Genomic DNA, 19,259 nt, shown 5'->3' on the forward strand with positions numbered 1-19,259 from the left:
GCCAAGCCCGCCACCCAGGCCGCGCCAGTCGCTCCGGCCACGGCCTCGGCTGCTGAGCCGCAGCCTGGGTGGCGGGCTTGGCGGCGGGGCGGGCGGGTTTGTCCTGCTGCTTCGACCAGGAAATGTAGTAGGCCACCAGCGTCATCAGAGCGATGCCGATCACGCTGACCAGGATCTGCGCCAGCAGCGAGCCGGAGCTCATGGTCAGCTCGAAATGCGCCACGAACGACAGGAACACGCCGACGCAGAACACGGCGAGCGACTGCTGACCGCATTTGATCAGCGGATCGAAGCCGCGCCATTCCAGCCCCTTCCAGTCCTTCGGCACGAACCGGATCACCAGCACCACGATCACCGCGAAATGCAGGAAGCGGTACGGGGCGAGGTTGGTTTTGTCGTTGGGATTGAAGGCGTCGTACAGCCAGCGCGGGAACAGATCGCCGAATTCCTGGAAGCGGCCGGCCATCGTCATCACCAGCGCGAACACCAGATACGCCAGGCAGAACCACAGCATGCCGCGCGAGTCGATGATCGAGCGCGACCGCACCGTGCCGCCGAGCGCGCACCACGCGCCGAACACGAACAACAGCTGCCAGCAGAACGGATTGAAGTACCAAGTGCCTTCCGGAAACGCCTGCAGATTCCATTCGAAGTAACGCGCGGCGAAATACAGCACGAACGAGCCGATCATCACCGCGTCCGGCCGGCGCAGCATCAGCCACAGCACCGGCGGGAACAGCCCCATCAGCACGATGTAGAGCGGCAGCACGTCGAGATTGACCGGCTTGAACTTCAGCAACAGGCCTTGTCGCAGCGTCTCGATCGGATTGGCGACGAGGCCGGCGACGTTGAACTCGTTGATGATCTCAGGATCGGAAAAGCGCTGCGCGACGTAGCCGATCGCCACGATGTAGATCACGAACAGCACGATGTGCGCGACGTAGAGCTGCCACACCCGCTTGGTCAATCGGGTGCCGCCGACGATGAAGCCGCGCTCCAGCATCATCTTGGCGTAGACGAACGAGGCGGTGTAGCCGGAGATGAAGACGAACAGATCGGCGGCGTCGCTGAATCCCCAGTTCCGGGTTGTGATCCAGTTCACCACGTTGTTCGGGATGTGATCCAGGTAGATCGCCCAGTTGGCGACGCCGCGGAACAGGTCGAGCCGCAGATCGCGCCCTTTGCTGGGCAGAATGGCCTGAATTTCCATGGAGCCGATTGTCCGTGTTGTTGCGAGGGGCGCCCGCCGGTCCCCACGATTGTCAGGGTGCCGGGGACGGCATATAGGAAATCAGGAAACGAAACCGCAGGCGACGGAATCACAAGTGGCCGGGACCAACCTCAAAACTTTACGTGATCCCGACCCGATCCGTTACGCGGCGGAACAATACACCAAGATCGCCGCTTCCACCAAACCGGCGCAGCGCCGCACCCCGACAGGTTCGACCCTTCCATGACCGCACGGATCTACAAGCCCGCCAAGAACGCGATGCAATCCGGGACCGCCAAGACCCGGGAATGGCAGCTCGATTACGAGCCCGAGAAGCCGCGCATGATCGAGCCGCTGATGGGCTGGACCTCGTCGTCCGACATGCAGCAGCAGGTCAGCCTGCGCTTCCACACCCGCGACGAGGCGGTGGCCTATTGCGAGCGGGAAGGCATTCCGTATCAGGTGATCGAGCCGAAGGAGCCGGCGCGCCGCCGCGCGGCCTACGCCGACAATTTTGCCTTCCGCCGTCCCGAGCCCTGGACCCACTGATCCGGCATTCGCCGTGGCTCCGTGAGGTGCCGCGGCGACCTCGACGACCGCTCGGCGCAAGCCTGAGGCTGCGCCGAACGGCTATGCGCGTCCTGCGCTGCGCCGGGTCAGGTTAGGGTTGCGCCTGGCGGCCTGGCGATGACACGATGTCTTCAACGCTTCGGTCCCGAAGCGAGTCAGAACCTGCCGGAAACGCCATGTCGCTGCACTCCAAGATCGATCCCGGTTCGGCCGATTTCGCGCGCAATGCCGATGCGATGCGGGCGCTGGTCGCCGAATTGAACGACAAGCTGGCGGCGGTCGCTGCCGGCGGCGGCGAGGCGGCCCGCGCCAAACATACCGCGCGCGGCAAGCTGCTGCCGCGCGAGCGCGTCGACCTGCTGCTCGATCCCGGCACCGCGTTTCTCGAACTGTCGCCGCTCGCCGCCAACGGCCTCTACGGTGGTGACGTGCATTCGGCCTCGATCGTCACCGGCATCGGCCGCGTGATGGGCCGCGAATGCATGATCGTCGCCAACGACGCGACGGTGAAGGGCGGCACCTATTACCCGATGACGGTGAAGAAGCATCTGCGCGCGCAGGACATCGCGCGTCAGAACAATCTGCCGTGCATCTACATGGTGGATTCCGGCGGCGCCTTCCTGCCGCAGCAGGACGAGGTGTTTCCCGACGAGCGGCACTTCGGCCGGATCTTCTTCAACCAGGCCAATATGTCGGCTGCAGGCATTCCGCAGATCGCGGTGGTGATGGGCTCGTGCACCGCGGGTGGCGCCTATGTGCCGGCGATGTCGGACGAGAGCATCATCGTCCGCAACCAGGGCACCATCTTTCTCGGCGGCCCGCCGCTGGTGAAGGCCGCGACCGGCGAAGTGGTGTCGGCCGAAGAACTCGGCGGCGCCGACGTGCACTCGCGGCAGTCCGGCGTCACCGATCACTACGCGCAGAACGACGCCCATGCGATCGGCATCGCGCGCAAGATCGTCAGCACCTTGAAGCCGCCGCAGCGACCGCCGCTGAACATGCGCACCCCGCGCGAGCCGCTGTATCCGGCCGATCAGCTCTACGGCATCGTGCCGGCGGAGAGCCGCAAGCCGTTCGACGTGCGCGACATCATCGCCCGGATCGTCGACGGCTCGGAGTTCGACGAATTCAAGAAGCTGTACGGCCAGACGCTGGTGTGCGGTTTCGCGCATATCTGGGGCTTTCCGGTCGGCATCATCGCCAACAACGGCATCCTGTTCAGCGAAAGCTCGCTGAAGGGCGCGCACTTCATCGAGCTGTGCTGCCAGCGCGGCATTCCGCTGGTGTTCCTGCAGAACATTACCGGCTTCATGGTCGGCAAGAAGTACGAAGCGGGAGGCATCGCCCGCGACGGTGCCAAGCTGGTGACCGCGGTCGCGACCGCCAATGTGCCGAAATTCACCGTGGTGATCGGCGGCTCCTACGGCGCCGGCAATTACGGGATGTGCGGCCGCGCGTATTCGCCGCGCTTCCTCTGGATGTGGCCGAACGCGCGGATCTCGGTGATGGGCGGCGAGCAGGCCGCGATGGTGCTGAGCCAGCTCCGCCGCGACAACATCGAGGCGAAGGGCGGCGCGTGGAGCACGGAGGAGGAGGAGGAATTCCGCTCGCCGATCCGCGCGCAATACGAGACGCAAGGCAGCCCGTACTACGCGACCGCGCGGCTGTGGGACGACGGCGTGATCGATCCCGCCGATACCCGCCTGGTGCTCGGGCTCGGGCTTTCAGCCTCCAGCAATGCGCCGATCGAGCCGACCAAGTTCGGCCTGTTCCGGATGTGATGATCAGGATCTGATGATGACCAGCACCGCCCTGTATCGTCGCTTCCGCACGCTCCTGATCGCTAACCGCGGCGAGATCGCCTGCCGCGTCATCCGCACCGCGCGCGCGATGGGCCTGCGCACCGTCGCGGTGTATTCCGAGGCCGACGCCGGCGCCCAGCACGTCGCCGCGGCCGACGAGGCCGTGCTGCTCGGCCCGGCGCGGGCCCGCGACAGCTATCTCAACATCGAGCGCATCATCCAGGCCGCCAAGCAGACCGGCGCCGAGGCGGTGCATCCCGGCTATGGCTTCCTGTCCGAGAGCGCCGAGTTCGCGCAGGCCTGCGCGGATGCTGGCCTCGTATTCGTCGGGCCGACGCCGCAGATGATCACCGCGATGGGCTCGAAGTCGGGCTCCAAGGCGCTGATGGAAAAGGCCGGTGTGCCGCTTGTGCCGGGCTATCACGGCGCGGCGCAGGACGAGGCGACGCTCGCCGCGGCTGCGGACAAGATCGGCTTCCCGGTGCTGGTGAAGGCTTCGGCCGGCGGCGGCGGCCGCGGCATGCGGGTGGTGCGCAAGGCCGACGAACTGTCCGCCGCGATCGTCAGCGCCAAGCGCGAGGCCAAGGCGGCGTTCGGCGACGATACGCTGCTGATCGAGAAGTACGTCGATAATCCGCGCCATATCGAGGTGCAGATCGTCGGCGACAGCCACGGCAATCTGGTCTCGCTGTTCGAGCGCGAATGCACGCTGCAGCGCCGCCACCAGAAGGTGATCGAGGAGGCGCCGTCGCCGACGCTCGACGCAGCGCAGCGCGAGACGGTGTGTGCCGCCGCGCGGCGTGCGGCAGGCGCGGTGAACTACGTCGGCGCCGGCACCATCGAGTTCGTCTCCGACGGCAAGGACGTGTTCTTCATCGAGATGAACACCCGCCTGCAGGTCGAGCATCCGGTGACCGAGCTGATCAGCGGCGTCGATTTGGTCGAGTGGCAGCTTCGCGTCGCGTTCGGCGAAGCGTTGCCGCTGACACAGGACCAATTGAAGCTGAATGGCCACGCCATCGAGGCGCGGGTTTATGCCGAGAACCCGGCGAAGAACTTCATGCCGTCGGTCGGCAGGATCACCACCTGGCGGACGCCGGCCGAGGTCGATGGCCTGCGCATCGACGCCGGCTATCGCGGCGGCGACAGCGTATCGCCATACTATGACGCGATGCTCGCCAAGGTGATCGCCTGGGCGCCGACCCGTGCGGCGGCGATCGACCGGCTTGACCGTGGGCTCAACGAGACCGACGTTCGCGGCGTCGTCACCAACATTCCGTTCTTGTCGGCGCTGATTACGCATCCCGAAGTGCGCGCCAACGCGATCGACACCGGCTTCATCGAACGCCATCTCGTAGCGCTCACCGCGGCACCGAGCACGCTCGGCGATCTCGAACTCGCCGCCGCAGTCGCGGCGATCCTGCGCAGCGAGGACGACGCCGCCAAAGCTGAAGGCGCGTCGCCGTGGCGGACCTCCGGCTGGATGCCGGTCGGCCGGCGCAAGCGCGCGTTCCTGTTCCGCCGCGGGCAGGGGCATGACCACACCGACCACAAGATCGAACTCACCTATGGCGGCGGCACGTCGGCGCTGAACATCACTGGCCGCGAGCTTGCCTTCGCCTGGACCGCTGCCGGCGACGGCATTGATGTGGCCCTCGGCGAAACGCGCTCGCGCGTGCAGGCCGTGGTCGATGGCGCCGAGCTGTACGTGCGGACGCGCCATGGCCGGTTCGAGCTGCACCTGGTCGATCCGTTCGGCGGCGAGAGCGAGGAGCAGACCGGCGAAGACAAGATCGTCGCGCCGTTGCCCGGCACCGTGGTGGCGCTGCTCGCGGAAGCCGGCGCCAAGCTCGACAAGGGCGCGCCGATCCTCACGCTCGAAGTGATGAAGATGGAGCAGACCCTGCGCGCGCCGTTCGCCGGCACGCTGACGGCGGTGAAATGCAAGGTCGGCGACATCGTCCAGGAAGGCGCCGAGCTCGCAGAAGTCGAGCCGGACGCAGAGGAATAACCACCGCCGTCATGGCCGGGCTCGTCCCGGCCATCCACGCCTTCGGGCGTTGATCCGGTGAAAGGCGTGGATGCCCGGCACAAGGCCGGACAAGACGAAGTAATACGTGGAGGGCGCATGACCGACATCATCCGCATCGTCGAAGTCGGCCCGCGCGACGGGCTGCAGAACGAGAAGACGCCGGTCAGCGTCGCCGACCGCATCGCTTTCGTCGAGGCGCTGGTGGCGGCGGGGTTGTCGACCGTCGAGGTCGGCGCGTTCGTGTCACCGAAGGCGATCCCGCAGATGATCGGCTCCGACGATGTGCTGCGCGCCTCGCTCAAGCTGCCGGGTGAGTTTCACGTCCTGGTGCCCAATGAGAAGGGCTATGAGGCCGCCCGCGCCGCCGGGGCGCAGGTCGTCGCGGTGTTCGCCTCGGCCTCGGAAGGATTCTCCCGCGCCAACATCAACTGCTCGGTGGCGGGGTCGATCGAGCGGTTCAGGCCGGTGCTGGCGCGGGCGCAGGCCGACGGCGTCAAGGTCCGCGGCTACATCTCCTGCGTGCTCGGTTGTCCGTTCGACGGCAACGTGCCGGTGCAGGCGGTGGTCGATGCTGCGACGACGCTGTGGGACCTCGGCTGTTACGAGGTCTCGCTCGGCGACACCATCGGCGTCGGCACGCCGAAGAAAGTTCGCGAGCTGCTGCGCGCCTGCGCCGAGGCGATCCCGATGCAGTCGCTCGCCATGCACTTCCACGACACCTACGGCCAGGCGCTCGCCAATCTCTATGCCGGGCTGGAAGAGGGCGCCTGCGTGATCGACAGCGCCGCCGGCGGCCTCGGCGGCTGCCCCTATGCGCCGGGCGCTACCGGCAACGTCGCGACCGAAGATGTGCTCTACATGCTGGAGGGCATGGGCGTGCCGATGGGCGTCGACATGGACAGGCTGATTGCCGCGACCAACAGCGTCGCCGCACTGCTCGGCCGCCCGCCGGTCAGCCGCGTCGTCAATGCGCTGAATGCGAAGAAGAAACGGCGCGCGTAAAAGCGCCTCATGGTGAGGAGGCGCGAAGCGACGTCTCGAACCATGAGCTTGGGATGTTCATCCTTCGAGACGCGCGCCAAATGGCGCGCTCCTCAGGATGAGGTCCGTGCTCTCACCTCGCGCTCTCCGGCCCCATCACCAGATCCGGCAGCCAGGTCGAGATGCCGGGCACCAGGCACAGCAGCAGCACGGCGAACATCATCAGCAGCACGAACGGAAGCGTGCCCCAGATCACCTCGGACAGCGGGATGTCGGGGGCGACGTTGCGGATGACGAAGATGTTGAGGCCGACCGGCGGATGGATCAGACCCATCTCCATCACGATGGTCATCACCACGCCGAACCAGATGATGTCGAAGCCGGCGGCGCGCAGCGGCGGCAGGATGATCGGCGCGGTCATCAGGATGATCGACACCGGCGGCAGGAAAAAGCCGAGTACCACCACCAGCGCCAGGATCGCCACCAGCAGCCCCCAGCGCGGCAGCTGCATCGCCACGATGGCTTCGGCGGCCGACTGCGAGATGTGCAGATAGCTCATCACGTAGGAGTACAGCAGCGACATGCCGATGATCATCATCAGCATGGTCGACTCGCGCACGGTGGAGGTCATGATCGGTGACAGGTCGGAAGGCTTCCACACCCCATAGATCAGCGCGATCAGCAGCAGTGCCAGCAGGCCGCCGAGGCCTGCAGTTTCCGACGGCGTCGCGTAGCCGCCGTACAGCGCGATCATCACGCCGGTGAGCAGGATGACGAACGGCAGCACCCGCGGCAGCGCGCCGAAGCGCTGCGCCATGGTGTAGGTCTCGCGGGTCAGGATCGGCGAGGTCTGGCCGGTCTGGTCGTACAACTCTTTGGCGAGCGCGTATTCGCGGCGGAAGCGAACCACCGCATACAGGCCGAACAGCACCACCAGCAGCAGGCCCGGGCCGATGCCGGCGAGGAACAGCCGGCCGAGCGATTTCTCGGCGGCGACCGCGAACAGGATCATGGTGATCGACGGCGGCAGCAGAATGCCGAGCGTGCCGCCGGCCGCAATGATCCCGGCCGCGAAGCCGCCGGAATAACCGCGTTTGCGCATCTCGGGGATGCCGGCCGAACCGATCGCCGAGCACGTCGCCGGCGACGAGCCGGCCATCGCGGCGAACAGCGCGCAGGCGAACACGTTGGCGACGCCGAGCCCGCCGGGCACGCGATGCAGCCAGGCGTGCAGAGCGGAGTACAAATCCTGGCCGGCGCGGGATTTGCCGATCGCCGCTCCCTTGAGGATGAACAGCGGGATCGACAGCAGCGTGATCGACGCCATTTCCTCGTAGACGTTCTGCGTCACCGTATCGAGCGAGGCGTGCGGCATGTAGATCGCCATGAACACCAGAGCGACGGCGCCGAGCGCAAACGCGATCGGCATGCCGGAGAACATCGCCGCCAGCGTAGCGAGGCCGTAGCTGATACCAATACCGAGAACTGTCACGCGCGCTTGATCCTGCCGAAGGAGTTCACGATCTGCACCGCGATCTGCAGGCACAGCAGCGTCATGCCGGCGGCCATCAGCGCGTAGGGGATGGCGAGCGGCGGCGACCAGATCGAATTCGAAACCTGGCCGTCGACATAGGCCTCATGCGTCAGAGTCCAGGATTTCCAGGCGAAGAAGCCGCAGAAGGCGAGGCTGGCGATGTCGACCAGCAACAGCCGGATGCGGTTCACCGCCGGCGGCAGCAGGCCGGTGAACGCCTCGATGCCGATATGGCCACGCTGGCTCTGCACGAAGGCGGCGGTGAGGAAGGTGGCGCCGACCAAAAGGAACACCGCGGCCTCATCCTGCCAGTAGGTCGCGCTGTGGAACAGGCTGCGCACCGCGACGCTGTAGCTGAGGATGCCGCAGGCGACCACCAGTGCGATCGCCGCCAGCACCAGGATCGCGCGGTTCACCAGAGCCAGTGCGTGACCGAGCGGGCCGCCGGTCTCGCGCTGCGCGGCGCTGGTCGGATCCGGCTGGCCCGGCACGGGTCCGTGCATCATGCCGCGTCGGTCGCGAGCTTGAGCAGGCTGGCGCAGGTCGCGGTCTTCTTGCCGTAGTCCTTCCACGCGGTGTCGCGCGCGATCGCCGCCCACTTCTCGACCGTGGCGGCGTCGAGCTTGTCGACCTTGGCGCCGGCCTTCTCATACACCTTGGCGACTTCGATATCGTCGGCCTGGGCGCCTTGCTTGCCGAACGCTTCGAGCTCGGCGCCGACCGATAGGATGATGTCCTGATGGTTCTTCGGCAGCTTGTCGAAGATCGCCTTCGACATCATCAGCGGCTCGAGCATGAACCAGTACGACGCGTCGGCGCCCGAGGTTAGGTGCTTGGCGACTTCTTCGAGGCGGAACGAGATCAGGCTGGTGGACGAGGTGATGCCGGCGTCGCAGGCGCCGGTCTGCATCGCGGCGTAAATCTCGTTGGAGGGCACCGACAGCACCGCGGCGCCGGCCTGCTGCAAAACCATGTCCATCTCGCGCGAGCCGCCGCGAACCTTGAGGCCCTTGGCGTCGTCGGGCGACAGCAGCGCCTTGGAGCGGCTGGCGACGCCGCCGGCCTGCCACACCCAGGTGACCAGCACGATGCCCTTGTCGGCGAGGAAATCGGTCAGCGCCTTGCCGACCGGCTTGGTCTTCCACGACAGGCCTTGCTCATAAGTCGAGACCAATCCCGGCATCAGGCCGATATTGGTCTCCGGAACTTCGCCGCCGGCATAGGGCATAGGATATAGCGACAGGTCGAGCGCGCCTTTGCGCATCGCCGAGAACTGCGCGTTGGTCTTGATCAGCGACGAGCCGGGATAGACTTCGCCGACCAGTTCGCCGCCCGAGCGCTTGCTGACTTCGTCGGCAAACTTGCGGCACAGCCGGTCGCGGAAGTCGCCTTTGTCGATGGTGCCGCCGGGAAACTGATGCGAGATCTTCAGCGTCGTTGCCGCCTGCGCCGATCCGATCCCGTATTTCAGGACGGCGGGCGCTGCCAGTGCGGAGACGAGGAGGTGGCGGCGTGACAGCATCGTTTCTCTCCCGATCATTTTCTGTTGTCTGAATCGCTAAAGCATTGCTCGCTGAGCGGTCAAGGCGAGACGCGGCGATCGGGCCGATTGCGACCGGTTTTGTTAGTTGCAGTGCGGCGCGGGTGTTGTTGCGGTGCCGAACCACCGTCGTCCGGATAGCTGCGACCGAGAATTATTTCGGCGCGACGTAACAAGCCGGGTTCCCGATCCGTCGAGCAGGAGGGCGGCAGTCGCCGCACCGATCGATTTCGACAAGGATCACATCACATGACCCGCACCCGCATCGTTCTCGCCCTGATGGTCGCCGCGTTCTCCTCTAGCCTGGCGATGGCGCCGGCCGCCTATGCAATGGACAAGATGGAGAAGAAGGACGGCATGGCTCACGACTCCATGGCCAAGGACTCGATGAGCAAGGACGGCATGAAGAAAGACACGATGGCGAAGGACGGCATGAAGAAGGATGCCATGTCCAAAGACGGCATGTCCAAGGACCAGATGAAGAAGTAGTTCGCATCGCCCGTGACGAGGGCGACGAACGTTCGTCGTCCGGTTAGTCCGTCACCAGCAGCCGCAGCGTGGCGCGAAAGCTGACGCTGCGGCTGCCGATCAGCGACGTGCCGAACACCTCGGACTCATCATCAACGAAGCTGCCGGAGAACCCGGTCGTCACGTCATGTCCGGAGAATAGCGGTCGCCCCGGCGTCTCGCTGTAGGGCGTGTGCTGCCGTGTCAGCAGCTCGCCTTTCCAGCGGCCGTCGGCGACGGTGTAGTGGCCGGTGGTGAAGAAATACGGATCGCCGCCGAGCAGCCGGCCATCGCGCAGCAGGATCACGCCGTTCGAACGGGCGCGGATGCCGTCGAGCATCCGGATGTGAATTGAGTACATCCCGTTCCGCATCGTGCTGCCCCGTACCTTACCTAAGTGTACCGAGATCGGCTGCACTCACAACCTTCGCTGAGTTTTGCGCGGCAGCGTACGGCTGCGGAACTTTGTTGTGTTCTGCTCAGTCACCATGCGCGCGTGACCGTAGAGTTCCCTGACAGAATCATGTTTGCCCTGGATTGGGTGGTGCGCTTTTCGAGCGAGGGGGACAGGATGAAGCAGGTTCCAGCGTGGCTGAGTGTGTGGGCGATCGTGGCCGTTGGATGCAGCGACGTGCACGCTGCCGATCTGCCGGCTGCTCCGTTTCCGTCATCAGCAGTTGTCGTCACGAACTGGACCGGCTTCTACGTCGGCAGCCACGTCGGCGCCGCCGCGTCGGATAGCGCCTGGAACAGCATCTCGGGCGGCGGTGCCGCGCTGGCTGGAGAGGCCTTCTACGGTCATGGCGTGAGCGGCAATGTGATCGCCGGCATTCAGGGCGGCTACAACGCCCAGTTCGGCAATTACGTGCTCGGCATCGAAGGCGACGCCAGCTTCGGTTCCATCAACGGCCTGGCACGATGCCTGCGCGGCACCTATGCCTGCACCAGCCGGATCGATGAACTGTGGACGCTCGCCGCGCGCTTCGGCTACGCCGCAGGCGATTTACTGTTCTACGGCAAGGCCGGCGCCGCCTGGGCTGATGTCAATCGCCGGATGGTCAGCGGCAACTTCGTCAATGTGCTCGATGAGTCCGAGACGCGCACCGGCTGGCTGCTCGGCGCCGGCGTCGAATATGCCTTCCTGCCGGGCCTGTCCGGTAAGATCGAGTACAACTACGCGGATTTCGGCAATCGCTCACTGACGATGGCCGATCAGTTCGGCGACGTATCGAACGTGTCGATCGGCCAGACTGCGCATCTGGTGAAGGTCGGCCTCAACTACCGGCTCGGCGCGGCCTCGGTCAGCGCGGCGCCGCTCCCGGGAGTTCCGCTGCCGCAGTGGAGCTGGACCGGCATCTATCTCGGTGTCCATGCCGGCGGCGGCTTCGGTAGCAACGACTGGGAGTCGGCAACGGGCGCGCTGCTCGCCGCGTCGACGTCGGGCGGGTTCCCCGGGCGCGGCGACAGTTCCGGTCTGTTCGGCGGCGGTCAGATCGGCGCGAACTATCAAGTCGGCCGCTGGGTCGCCGGCGTTGAAGCGTCCGCCGCCGCAGCGGATATCGGCGGCTACGCCAAATGCGCCACCGACATCGGGACCCGGAGAAATTTCACCTGCCACAATGAGCTGTCGTCGCTCGGCACCATCACCGGGCGGCTTGGGCAGACCTGGGGAAATCTGTTGATTTACGGCAAGGCCGGCGCGGCGTGGGCAACCGGCAGCAGCGACGTGCAGCGCGCAGGCAGCGCCAGCCGCTTCACCGAAAGCGGCACGCGCTGGGGCTGGGTCACCGGCACCGGTCTGGAATACGCGCTGAGTCCGAACCTGTCGGCCTTCGTGGAATACAACCACGTCGATTTCGGCACCAAAGACACCGCATACGTCGATCAGTTCGGCAATGCCTCCGAGGTCGGCTTCAAGCAGAAGCTCGATCTGGTCAAGGCAGGCCTGAATTATCGGCTCGGCTCGGGCGCACCGACGCTCAGTGCGGGCGGCGACGTGCCGCTGTTCGTTAAGGCCGCCGCGCTGCCGCTCGGCTGGCAGATCGAAGCCGGCACCCGGTATTGGGGCAGCTCGGGGCGGATGCAGAAGGATCTGAACGACAATGTCCAGCCGAGCCGATTGAATTCGCGGCTGATCTACGGCGATCAGACCGGACATTCGCTCGAAGCCTTCGTGCGCGTCGATCACGCCTCGGGTCTGTTCGCCAAGGCCAATCTCGGTCTCGGCCATCTCGTGAACGGTCAGCTCAACGACGAAGACTTTCCGAGCGAAGTGAATTACTCGAACACGATCTCGGAGATGCGCGACGGCCGTATGGCTTTCGGCAGCGCCGACATCGGATACAATTTCATCAACGATGGCGGCCGTAAACTCGGTGGCTTCGTCGGTTATCGTTCGTTCTACCAGACCGGCAATGGCTTCGGCTGTCGGCAGATCGCGACCGATTTCGACACCTGTGGCGTCCCGTTTCCCACCAACTTCGTCGGTCTGAGCGAAACCGAGTCCTGGCGCGGCGTCGCGCTCGGCCTCAACGTTCGCGCGCCGCTGACCGAACGGCTGCGGCTGGAAGTGGATGCGGCCTATCTGCCGTACGTCAATCGCGCCGGGTTCGACAATCATTGGTTCCGCGCCGACATCAATCCGCAGTCGGAGGTCGGCCACGGCTGGGGCACTCAATTCGAAGCGATCCTATCCTACGCCGTCACCGATCGTTTCAGCGTCGGCGTCGGCGGCCGCTATTGGTACTTCGCGACCGACAGCGCCAGCACGATCTTCCCGAGAGAAGCGACGACCTCGCCGATGCAGTTCTACGCCGAACGCTACGGCGGCTTCGTGCAGACCTCGTACAAGTTCGGCGATCTCGATGCGGCAGAGACTTCGGCCGCCGGCATCACCAAGGCGCCATCGCGGAACGTGTCCGTCAATTGGACCGGGCTCTATGTCGGCGCCAGCGTCGGCGCGGGCTGGGGCCGCACCACCTATGCGGATCCGTTCCCGACCCCGACGACCGGTGATCGGGTCGACCTCGGCGGCGCGCTGCTCGGCGGACAGATCGGCGCGAACTACCAGTTCGGTCATCTCGTCGCCGGTGTCGAAGCCTCGGCCAACTGGGCGAATATCCGCGGCACCAACACCTGCTTCGGCGCGTATCCCGATCCTGTGGTGGCCGGTTTCGACTGCGGCAGCAAGATCGACGCGATCGGCGCGTTGACGGCGCGGGGCGGTTACGCGATCGATCGCACGCTGCTCTTCGTCAAGGGCGGCGCGGCATGGGATCGCCAGCAGGATCAGTTCAACACTGTCGGCGTCGGCGGCACGACGCTGGCGAACACCAGCACCAATTGGGGCTGGACCATCGGCGGCGGTCTCGAATACGCGCTGGCGCCGTCGTGGTCGATGGCGCTCGAATACAAGTACTTCGACTTTGGGGCGTCTCCGGCGTTCACCACGTCGGTGACGCCGGCATTGGATGGCGTCAATCTGGCGCCGCAGAGCAACAGACTGCAGACGGTGTCGCTCGGGGTGAACTACAAGTTCGGGCCGTCATTGTTCGCGGGGGACTGAGCCGTCGGATCGAGGCCGGGCTTGGTGCCGGGCCTCGACGGCTGGGGTGACGGGGCGGGGAGGCCGGCTGCGGCCGGCAGGTAGGCGGCCGCACCTCGCTTGGTTGTCGGATCGGCGCCGAGCGGCTACAACCGGGCCTCACCGCGACCGACGTCGATCTTCCCAAAGGACAATCCGATGCGTTTCGCTTTCCCCGCCGGCGCTGTGCTGGCTTTGGCCGTCGTTGCGCTGTCTCCCGCCGCGGCCCTGATGTCGAGCACCCCCGCCATGTCCGAATCCGTCAAAGCCGTCACCACGCCGTCGGGCCTCCAGATCGTCGACACCCAGGTCGGCACCGGCGCGTCGCCGGCGCGCGGCCAGATCTGCGTGATGCACTACACCGGCTGGCTGTACGAGAACGGCGCCAAGACCCGCAAATTCGACTCCTCGGTCGACCGCAACGAGCCGTTCGAATTTCCGATCGGCATGGGCCGGGTGATCAAGGGCTGGGATGAGGGTGTTGCCAGCATGAAGGTCGGCGGCAAGCGCACGCTGATCATTCCGCCGGAGCTCGGCTATGGCGCGCGCGGCGCCGGCGGCGTGATTCCGCCGAACGCGACCCTGATCTTCGATGTGGAATTGCTCGGCCTCAAGTAAGGCCGATGATGCGATGGCCCGGCCTGCGCCGGGCCGTCGTTGCCGCGGTTACTGCCGCCCGCAATAGGCCAGGATGCTGCTGGCGCCCATGCCGCAGGTCGCGGTCAGCTTGCCGCTCGCAAGCTTGAGCGTGTCGGCGAAGCGGGCCTTGGTGCCGCTGACGCAGAACGCCGACAGCAGGGTGTCGTCGTCTTCGCAAGAGATCGGGCAGCCGTCGGACGGGCAGGAGGTCGAAGTCAGCGTCTTGATCGGGCTGACCGGGACCGCAGCCGCACTGGCCGCCGCCTGTTCGGTCGCCTCGTTCGGGTTGGGCTCTGCCTTGAAATTGCGGACGCCGAACACCACCACAGCGGCGGCGATGCAGGCGACGATCAATGTCGGTAACTTCATCTTCAACCCCATTCCTCGAATAAGCAGCGGCCGAGACCGCGATGAGCATAGACCTGCATTGCGGAATTGGAAGCGTTCAACGCCAACGGCGTTAACCCGTCACTGATCAAGCGCAAATGGTAATATGCGACCGCGATTAGTTAAGCGGTTAGTATCCATGTAGCGCAGCTGTCCGACCAATCCTGCTTTCGCCCCACTTCAATCTGTATAGCCACCGACCATGACGATGATTCAACCCGATCCCGCCGACCTCGAACCGATCCATCCGTATTCGCTAGCGCGGATCTCACACGTCGCGCTGCAGGCCGGCGCGGTGCTGGCGCAGAGCGGGGCGTCGGTGCGCGTTGTGCATGAGGGCGCGCGGATGGTGGCGGAGGGGCTGGGCGTCGAGGTGCTGGGGATGCGCTCCGGCTACGCCTCGTTCGAGATCACGCTGGCGCGCGGCCACCACAGCATCACCCGCATGATGCAGATCGGCCCGCACGGCGTGAACCACCGGCTCGACTTTGCGGTGCGCGAGCTGCTCAAGCGCGCCTCGCAAGGCGACATGACGCCGGATGCGATCGAGGCCGAGCTGAAGCGGCTGCAGAAGGATACGCCGCGGCATCCGCCGTGGCTGGTGGCGATCGCCACCGGCGCCGCCTGCGCGGCGTTCGGCCGGCTGCTCGGCTCCGACTGGCTGTCGTTTGGGCCGGTGCTGGCCGCAGCCAGCATCGGGCAGGGCGTTCGTCATTTGCTGCTCGGCCGCCGCTTCAACGTGTTCGTGGTCGCCGCCATCGTCGGCTGCATCTCGGCGGCGCTCGGCGGCCTCGGCGCGCGGCTGATCGGCAGCTCCACCACCGAGCTCGCCATGATGGCGTCGATCCTGCTGCTGGTGCCGGGCGTGCCGTCCACCAATGCGCAGACCGACGTGATGGACGGCTATCCGACCATGGGCAGCGCCCGCGCCGTCACCGTGATCATGATCATGGTGTTCGCCGTCACCGGGCTGTGGCTGGCCGAATTCGTGCTGAGGATCCACACATGACCGCGAACTGGATCGCGATGCTGCCGCATCTGGCGCATCAGGCGGCGTTCGGCGCGCTGGCCGCGGCCGGCTTCGGCGTGCTGTTCAATTTCGGCTGGCGCACGCTGGCCTGGTGTGCGGTTGCCGGCGCCCTGGCGCTGGCGGTCCGCACCGTGGTGCAGCAGACCGGCGGCAGCCTGGAGGCCGCGACCTTCGCGGCGGCGTTCGTCACCTCGTTCACCGCGATCCTGGCGCTGCGCTGGCTCGGCCCGGCCTGCAACGCGGTGGCGCTGGCCGGCTGCATTCCGATGGTGCCGGGCGCGTTCTTCGGCCAGGCGATGCTCGGCTATATGGCGGTCGCCGCCGACACCACCGGCTCCTCGACCGCGCAGATCGTCGCGGCCTCGCAGGCGTTCGTGCGGGTGCTGTCGATCGTCGGCGCGATCGGGGCGGGGCTGGCGATCCCGGCCTATCTCTTGAAGAGCCGGCAGTTCTGATCAACGCCCGGTGCCGGGCCAGGCCACCGAGCGCGCCACGCCGCTCGCCAGCCGTCCGGCATTGCGGCCCTCGACGATGCTGCCGTCGTGGCTGCTGGCCTGGATCAGCGACACCCGCCCGCCGGGATCAATCCGGAATTTGCGGCGGTCCCGGTAGCCGGTCCCGTCGAGCAGCCCGTAATCGGTCGTCAGCCACACCGTGGAGGTGGTCGCGGCGCCATCGGTCCACACCGGATCGCTGATCTCGTCGACCTTGAAGGCCCAGAACTTGTAGAGGTGCGACTGGCCGAACGAGCGGACCCGGACGATCTCCGCTTTCAGATGCAGAATGGCTCGGGCTTGGGACTGGTCCACGCGATCTCGAATGCTTGCCGGAATGCAGATCGGTATCCGATTCTGCCATAGGGCTGCTGTCGCGTCATGTGAGCGTGATCGCCGGTAAAATTCGGACTGCAGCTCGGCCGTGATCGTCCGCGGTGGGGACATCCTGCAGATAGCTTTGTCCCTGCGTCTCAGTTGCCGCTTTGGCGGCCCGCCGCGGCTTGAAATCCCCCTCCAACACGGTGCTCTGGAAGCATCGGTATCAGAGGGATTGCGATGCGGTCATTGGGAGGCGCGGTGCTGGCCGCGTTGCTGCTGTCGGGATGTGCGTCGGTGACGCGCGGCACCACGGAGAACATTTCGATCGCGACCACGCCGTCGGGCGCCAAGGCCGATGTGGCCGGCACCGAGGCGCCGTTCTCCTGCGTCACGCCGTGCGTGGTCGAGGTCAACCGCAACGCCGACATCACCGTCAGCCTGAGCAAAGAGGGCTACGAGCCGCAGATCATCCCGCTGACCCGTGAAGTCTCCGGCAGCGGCGGCGCCGGCTTTGCCGGCAACCTGCTGCTCGGCGGCGTGGTCGGCATGGGCGTCGACGCCGCCACCGGCGCCGCGATGGATCACAAGCCCAACCCGGTCGTGGTGACGCTGCAGCCGGTCACACCACCGCCGCCGCCGGTCGTCCGGCACCATCGCAAGCCGCGGGTGCCGGTGAGCTAGTTTATTGAACGTAATCCGCGTCTTATGCGCCGCATATCCTATCAGTGTTTGGAAGAAACGCTTTTGATGCAACGAATACGGTTTTCTTTATCGATTCGCCCTATTTTGAAAAGGGAAACACACTCTATCTAAACACACTCTATCTAAATGCATTGGGCAATGATTATCACGCGGAACTATCCAGAGAATTGAAGGCCCGAAATGACGGGGCCTGGATTTTGACCTATGACGATTGCCCTGAGATACGATTGCTGTACCAGGGGTGGGTCAACATTCGACCGTTCGGATTGCGTTACGCCGCATCCGTGCGGCGGAGGGGGAATGAAATTCTAATATCCCCAAAGTGGATGGCTCTGCCATCGTCACAGCGATCAGCAGCAATCTCTTGGTGAGTAGGGAGCGGTGAAGGGTGCAGGTGCGGGAGAATGACTTTCGAGTTGAATTTGTGATCAACCTCCGGTCTCGGACAGTCCTCAATCAGTTGGCGTTCATTTGTGCAGTTCGCCTCGAAAAGGGAGGCGAGATTGACGCGATCAGAGTGAATGGTTTTGGTAACTACAGGCTGTCGTTCCCCGGTCGCCTTGATCTCCAAAAGGATGCAATTGCTTACTGTCGATCGAACTTGAGCAGACTTCGAAAAGATCCTCATTCGTTCATTGTCAGCCCCTCTTTGCGACGCAAGATAGAGGCTATGGGAATTCGGAATAAAGATGCACAGGTATTGTTAGATATGGTCAATCAGTGAAAGTTGCGAGCAACAGCGTCTTGCCGGTTTTATCGTTGCATCCGAAGTGCCTATTTTCGTCGAATTATTTGTAATTGGCCTCGACTCGCCATGGTGGCCGGTCGATCTATTTAGGGCGGGATGTGACATCACACAGTGTCGCAAATTCCGATGATACCGAGAGCCGTAAAGATCTCGGCAAAGACTTCTGACGTGCTGGATTTCGCTGCCGTCCTAATCAGTTCGGCGCCGCTCTCCGGCACAATCGCGCAAATGAGGTCGATCGCCCGAACCCGCAGGTCCAGCGCCTGACCGAGAGGGCCGGCGGCCGTGCGCTTCTTTGCGTCGTCTTTCGCTCGGCGGAACGCGGCGAGCGCTTGGTTCATTTTTGCCTCAGCGCGGACCAACTGGGCTTCCGCGGCATCGAGATCGCGAGCCGCATAGATTTGGTAATGGCGCTCGCTTTCTTCGGCCTGATACTCGCCGCGGCCTTTTGCGGTGATGATGCCTGCGGCTTCAAGCTGTCGAACGCGACGCGAGGTTACTCCGAGCCGTTCCGCAAGCTCTGCTTGATTCATGATCATGGTTCACCTTTGGGAAGTGGAAATGCAGTTTTCAATTTTCCGAATTTTTCGAGAGGGGCGGGCTCGTTGGCCGCGCAGCCCTCATGGCCCCTTTCCAAGTGCCTTTTCCATCGGGCAAGGTGGGGCAGCCGCGGTCGCCTGTGCGTTCTCCGATCTCGGCCGACGCGTAGTGGCCTTGAACAGAGAATGCATCGGCAGCCTTCCTATTCACGCCGCGCCTGTGCGGCGCGGCGCGCGTAGACAGTATTGAGATTGAGGCTGTTGCGGGTCGCCTGCGGCTCCGGCGTAAAACAAAGGGAAATCAATTGACTGCGTTCATCTGTGCACGCGCATGGACACGTGTGCACAGGCGGCTGGCGATCCCAGCAGGATTCGAACCTGCAACCCGCGGAGTAGAAATCCGCTACTCTATCCAGTTGAGCTATGGGACCGTTGGGGGCTTTATAGCACCACCGGATACAAAAAATCCGCTTCCGCCACAACCGCCCCGAACCATTTGCCACCATCCTGCGTCCAACGCATGCGGCGCGTTGTTTTCGGCGCGCGCGCGGGCGAGGATGTGAGTCTCGAACCGGGCTGGCCGGCGAGGGCGGAAGATGGATGGCGAAACCGGCGGCCCCTGCGTCCGCCCGCAGCCATC

General features: G+C 65.0%; 18 protein-coding genes and 1 tRNA gene. 10 read left to right on the plus strand and 9 right to left on the minus strand.

Annotated features, from left to right (window positions below):
* The coding region (locus VRZ08_RS00005) for an OpgC domain-containing protein (protein ID WP_414531180.1) at nucleotides 1–1,210 on the minus strand (1,210 nt) is incomplete at its 3' end.
* Between the two features lie 243 nt (nucleotides 1,211–1,453).
* Here VRZ08_RS00005 and VRZ08_RS00010 point away from each other — a divergent pair.
* From VRZ08_RS00010 to VRZ08_RS00025, 4 genes are all read left to right on the plus strand, one after another.
* A complete protein-coding gene (locus VRZ08_RS00010) occupies nucleotides 1,454–1,759 on the plus strand; it encodes an ETC complex I subunit (RefSeq protein ID WP_107344521.1) in 306 nt (101 codons plus the stop codon).
* A 197-nt stretch (nucleotides 1,760–1,956) separates the two neighbouring features.
* Entirely contained in the window at nucleotides 1,957–3,561 is a 1,605-nt protein-coding gene (locus tag VRZ08_RS00015) for a carboxyl transferase domain-containing protein (RefSeq protein ID WP_414531181.1), read from the plus strand.
* Nucleotides 3,562–3,577: 16 nt separating this feature from the next.
* On the plus strand, nucleotides 3,578–5,593 hold the full coding sequence (locus VRZ08_RS00020) for an acetyl/propionyl/methylcrotonyl-CoA carboxylase subunit alpha (RefSeq protein ID WP_414531182.1): 2,016 nt from the start codon (nucleotides 3,578–3,580) through the stop codon (nucleotides 5,591–5,593).
* Nucleotides 5,594–5,710: 117 nt separating this feature from the next.
* Nucleotides 5,711–6,616, plus strand: coding sequence for a hydroxymethylglutaryl-CoA lyase (locus VRZ08_RS00025; protein WP_414531183.1), 906 nt, complete (start codon nucleotides 5,711–5,713; stop codon nucleotides 6,614–6,616).
* A 112-nt stretch (nucleotides 6,617–6,728) separates the two neighbouring features.
* Here the strand turns inward: VRZ08_RS00025 and VRZ08_RS00030 are convergent, their stop codons facing one another.
* The 3 genes from VRZ08_RS00030 to dctP are packed head-to-tail and all read right to left on the minus strand — an operon-like array spanning nucleotide 6,729 to nucleotide 9,651.
* Nucleotides 6,729–8,087, minus strand: coding sequence for a TRAP transporter large permease (locus VRZ08_RS00030; RefSeq protein WP_414531184.1), 1,359 nt, complete (start codon nucleotides 8,085–8,087; stop codon nucleotides 6,729–6,731).
* A complete protein-coding gene (locus VRZ08_RS00035) occupies nucleotides 8,084–8,635 on the minus strand; it encodes a TRAP transporter small permease (RefSeq protein ID WP_414531185.1) in 552 nt (183 codons plus the stop codon). Before VRZ08_RS00035 ends, VRZ08_RS00030 begins: the two co-directional genes overlap by 4 nt.
* Nucleotides 8,632–9,651, minus strand: a complete 1,020-nt coding sequence (gene dctP, locus VRZ08_RS00040; RefSeq protein ID WP_414531186.1) for a TRAP transporter substrate-binding protein DctP — start codon at nucleotides 9,649–9,651, stop codon at nucleotides 8,632–8,634. Before dctP ends, VRZ08_RS00035 begins: the two co-directional genes overlap by 4 nt.
* A 267-nt stretch (nucleotides 9,652–9,918) precedes the next feature.
* On the opposite strand from dctP, the gene VRZ08_RS00045 reads away from it, so the two are divergent.
* On the plus strand, nucleotides 9,919–10,158 hold the full coding sequence (locus tag VRZ08_RS00045) for a pentapeptide MXKDX repeat protein (protein WP_164572914.1): 240 nt from the start codon (nucleotides 9,919–9,921) through the stop codon (nucleotides 10,156–10,158).
* A 43-nt stretch (nucleotides 10,159–10,201) separates the two neighbouring features.
* On the opposite strand, the gene VRZ08_RS00050 is transcribed toward VRZ08_RS00045, so the two are convergent.
* Nucleotides 10,202–10,549 (minus strand): GrlR family regulatory protein, encoded by a 348-nt coding sequence (locus tag VRZ08_RS00050; RefSeq protein ID WP_107355639.1) that lies wholly within the window; start codon nucleotides 10,547–10,549, stop codon nucleotides 10,202–10,204.
* Nucleotides 10,550–10,747: 198 nt separating this feature from the next.
* On the opposite strand from VRZ08_RS00050, the gene VRZ08_RS00055 reads away from it, so the two are divergent.
* Together VRZ08_RS00055 and VRZ08_RS00060 are read left to right on the plus strand one after the other, a co-directional pair.
* Nucleotides 10,748–13,741 (plus strand): outer membrane protein, encoded by a 2,994-nt coding sequence (locus VRZ08_RS00055; RefSeq protein ID WP_414531187.1) that lies wholly within the window; start codon nucleotides 10,748–10,750, stop codon nucleotides 13,739–13,741.
* Between the two features lie 177 nt (nucleotides 13,742–13,918).
* A complete protein-coding gene (locus tag VRZ08_RS00060) occupies nucleotides 13,919–14,377 on the plus strand; it encodes an FKBP-type peptidyl-prolyl cis-trans isomerase (protein WP_107344532.1) in 459 nt (152 codons plus the stop codon).
* 48 nt (nucleotides 14,378–14,425) lie between these two features.
* Here VRZ08_RS00060 and VRZ08_RS00065 read toward each other — a convergent pair whose 3' ends face one another.
* Nucleotides 14,426–14,767, minus strand: a complete 342-nt coding sequence (locus tag VRZ08_RS00065) for a hypothetical protein (protein ID WP_107346591.1) — start codon at nucleotides 14,765–14,767, stop codon at nucleotides 14,426–14,428.
* Nucleotides 14,768–14,987: 220 nt separating this feature from the next.
* On the opposite strand from VRZ08_RS00065, the gene VRZ08_RS00070 reads away from it, so the two are divergent.
* Nucleotides 14,988–15,794, plus strand: a complete 807-nt coding sequence (locus VRZ08_RS00070) for a threonine/serine exporter family protein (protein ID WP_164630739.1) — start codon at nucleotides 14,988–14,990, stop codon at nucleotides 15,792–15,794.
* Nucleotides 15,791–16,270, plus strand: a complete 480-nt coding sequence (locus tag VRZ08_RS00075) for a threonine/serine exporter family protein (RefSeq protein WP_414531188.1) — start codon at nucleotides 15,791–15,793, stop codon at nucleotides 16,268–16,270. The genes VRZ08_RS00070 and VRZ08_RS00075 overlap by 4 nt, the downstream gene beginning before the upstream one ends.
* On the opposite strand, the gene VRZ08_RS00080 is transcribed toward VRZ08_RS00075, so the two are convergent.
* The gene (locus VRZ08_RS00080) at nucleotides 16,271–16,624 is read right to left on the minus strand and encodes a hypothetical protein (RefSeq protein ID WP_119018581.1); all 354 of its coding nucleotides are present in this window, start codon (nucleotides 16,622–16,624) and stop codon (nucleotides 16,271–16,273) included.
* Nucleotides 16,625–16,867: 243 nt separating this feature from the next.
* Here VRZ08_RS00080 and VRZ08_RS00085 point away from each other — a divergent pair, with 243 nt between their 5' ends.
* Nucleotides 16,868–17,311: a translation initiation factor 2 gene (locus tag VRZ08_RS00085; RefSeq protein WP_414531189.1), complete on the plus strand. Its 444-nt coding sequence runs from the start codon at nucleotides 16,868–16,870 to the stop codon at nucleotides 17,309–17,311.
* Nucleotides 17,312–18,184: 873 nt separating this feature from the next.
* On the opposite strand, the gene VRZ08_RS00090 is transcribed toward VRZ08_RS00085, so the two are convergent.
* Together VRZ08_RS00090 and VRZ08_RS00095 are read right to left on the minus strand one after the other, a co-directional pair.
* Nucleotides 18,185–18,619, minus strand: coding sequence for a hypothetical protein (locus tag VRZ08_RS00090; protein ID WP_414531190.1), 435 nt, complete (start codon nucleotides 18,617–18,619; stop codon nucleotides 18,185–18,187).
* Between the two features lie 354 nt (nucleotides 18,620–18,973).
* Nucleotides 18,974–19,050, minus strand: a tRNA-Arg gene (locus VRZ08_RS00095).
* Nucleotides 19,051–19,259: the final 209 nt, after the last annotated feature.

It is taken from the genome of Rhodopseudomonas sp. G2_2311 (assembly GCF_047501505.1).
GTDB classification, from domain to species: Bacteria; Pseudomonadota; Alphaproteobacteria; order Rhizobiales; family Xanthobacteraceae; genus Rhodopseudomonas; species Rhodopseudomonas palustris_H.

Bases quoted from the DNA above. Each gene is read 5' to 3' on its own strand.
- VRZ08_RS00010 (WP_107344521.1), top strand. From the start codon at position 1,454: ATGACCGCACGGATCTACAAGCCCGCCAAGAACGCGATGCAATCCGGG.
- VRZ08_RS00015 (WP_414531181.1), top strand. From the start codon at position 1,957: ATGTCGCTGCACTCCAAGATCGATCCCGGTTCGGCCGATTTCGCGCGC.
- VRZ08_RS00020 (WP_414531182.1), top strand. From the start codon at position 3,578: ATGACCAGCACCGCCCTGTATCGTCGCTTCCGCACGCTCCTGATCGCT.
- VRZ08_RS00025 (WP_414531183.1), top strand. From the start codon at position 5,711: ATGACCGACATCATCCGCATCGTCGAAGTCGGCCCGCGCGACGGGCTG.
- VRZ08_RS00035 (WP_414531185.1), bottom strand. From the start codon at position 8,635: ATGATGCACGGACCCGTGCCGGGCCAGCCGGATCCGACCAGCGCCGCG.
- dctP (WP_414531186.1), bottom strand. From the start codon at position 9,651: ATGCTGTCACGCCGCCACCTCCTCGTCTCCGCACTGGCAGCGCCCGCC.
- VRZ08_RS00045 (WP_164572914.1), top strand. From the start codon at position 9,919: ATGACCCGCACCCGCATCGTTCTCGCCCTGATGGTCGCCGCGTTCTCC.
- VRZ08_RS00050 (WP_107355639.1), bottom strand. From the start codon at position 10,549: ATGCGGAACGGGATGTACTCAATTCACATCCGGATGCTCGACGGCATC.
- VRZ08_RS00055 (WP_414531187.1), top strand. From the start codon at position 10,748: ATGAAGCAGGTTCCAGCGTGGCTGAGTGTGTGGGCGATCGTGGCCGTT.
- VRZ08_RS00060 (WP_107344532.1), top strand. From the start codon at position 13,919: ATGCGTTTCGCTTTCCCCGCCGGCGCTGTGCTGGCTTTGGCCGTCGTT.
- VRZ08_RS00065 (WP_107346591.1), bottom strand. From the start codon at position 14,767: ATGAAGTTACCGACATTGATCGTCGCCTGCATCGCCGCCGCTGTGGTG.
- VRZ08_RS00070 (WP_164630739.1), top strand. From the start codon at position 14,988: ATGACGATGATTCAACCCGATCCCGCCGACCTCGAACCGATCCATCCG.
- VRZ08_RS00075 (WP_414531188.1), top strand. From the start codon at position 15,791: ATGACCGCGAACTGGATCGCGATGCTGCCGCATCTGGCGCATCAGGCG.
- VRZ08_RS00085 (WP_414531189.1), top strand. From the start codon at position 16,868: ATGCGGTCATTGGGAGGCGCGGTGCTGGCCGCGTTGCTGCTGTCGGGA.
- VRZ08_RS00090 (WP_414531190.1), bottom strand. From the start codon at position 18,619: ATGATCATGAATCAAGCAGAGCTTGCGGAACGGCTCGGAGTAACCTCG.